This is a genomic window from Flavihumibacter sp. ZG627, assembly GCF_000814325.1.
Taxonomy (GTDB): domain Bacteria; phylum Bacteroidota; class Bacteroidia; order Chitinophagales; family Chitinophagaceae; genus Flavihumibacter.
This window is the reverse complement of the sequence record NZ_JPHF01000032.1, coordinates 1-1,409: the sequence shown is the minus strand read 5'-3', so window position 1 is coordinate 1,409 and position 1,409 is coordinate 1. Positions and strand designations below refer to the sequence as shown.

1 protein-coding gene is annotated in these 1,409 nt (G+C 42.9%); it reads right to left on the bottom strand.

The window, feature by feature from the left end:
• Positions 1 to 124 precede the first annotated feature (124 nt).
• Entirely contained in the window at positions 125 to 1,345 is a 1,221-nt protein-coding gene (locus HY58_RS18425; RefSeq protein WP_039135647.1) for an IS256 family transposase, read from the bottom strand.
• Positions 1,346 to 1,409: the final 64 nt, after the last annotated feature.

Genomic DNA, 1,409 nt, shown 5'->3' with positions numbered 1-1,409 from the left:
AAATAAACTGTGTCAAATTTTGATTTCAAGGATCTAATTCTATACTCTGTACTGATTGATAATTATTCTGATACTGTTGATCCATAATCTAAAGTTGCAATAATTATTAATCAGTATAGAGATATTATATATTCAATTTCAAGCGGTCACCAAAGATGATTGACAACTGGGAGACTGTCAAACTCCAGTTCTGTAATGGCTGGGTCCATTTTTTCTGGATATTCATCGTTGCCAGATAAATCAATTTCAGCAGCGCCATATCAGATGTAAACGCCCCTTTGGTTTTGGTTACTTTTCGGATTTGTCGGTGGAAGCCTTCTATGGCATTAGTGGTATAGATCAGCTTCCTGATGTTAGGTGAATACTTAAAGTAGGTGGTTAACCTGCTCCAGTTACGGTGCCAGGAATCAATCACTACCGGATATTTTTTACCCCATTTGGCTTCTAATTCCTGTAATTTCTGCTCTGCCTCATCCAGGCTTACTGCCTGGTAAACAAGCTTCAGATCAGCCATAAAAGGCTTTTGGTCCTTGCTGGCAACATACTTCAGGGAGTTGCGGATCTGGTGCACCACACAGGTTTGCACTTCTGTTTTAGGATAGATGCTGGCAATCGCTTCGGCAAAGCCTTTGAGATTGTCAATACAGGCAATCAGGATATCGGTTACCCCACGCTGTTGCAGGTTGCTGAGTACACCCAACCAAAAGTTAGCTCCTTCGCTCTCGGCTACATACATCCCGAGTAAGTCTTTTCGTCCTTCCACTGTAATGCCAAGAATATTATAAACACAACGGGTTATAATCTTACCTTCCTCTTTGACTTTGTAATACATGGCATCCAGAAAAACGATGCAGTAGGTTGCTTCCAGGGAGCGATTTTGCCATTCTTTGACCAGGGGGATTATCTTGTCAGTAATCGCAGATAGAGTAGTGGCAGAGATCTCCGTATCATACATATCCTTAATGTGCGCAGCAATATCGCGGAAGCTCATCCCATGCCCATAAAGCCCAAGAATCTTATGTTCCAGATTCTCTGCCAGAATAGTCTCCCGTTTTCTGACTAATTGAGGCTCAAAGGAAGAATCCCGATCCCGGGGAGTTTCTATGTCCAGGGTGCCTTCCGCGGTCTTAAGGCGCTTGCTGGTTTTACCGTTTTTGCGATTACCATTTTCTCTTTGCTCATCATCCAGATGATCCTCCAGCTCCGCTTCAAGGGCAGCATCAATGAACTGCTTAAGCATCGGAGCAAAGGCGCCATCTTTACCGAACAGAGATTTACCGGCACGTAACTGTTCAAGGGCCTTCTTCTGAAGGCGAGCATAATCAGGGTGTTGTTTGTCTAGCATAAAAAACTGTGTTAAAGGTCAATAATAATTTTTAACCTTTGACACAGTTCATTTTACAGCCTCC

Bases quoted from the DNA above. Each gene is read 5' to 3' on its own strand.
- HY58_RS18425 (WP_039135647.1), bottom strand. From the start codon at position 1,345: ATGCTAGACAAACAACACCCTGATTATGCTCGCCTTCAGAAGAAGGCC.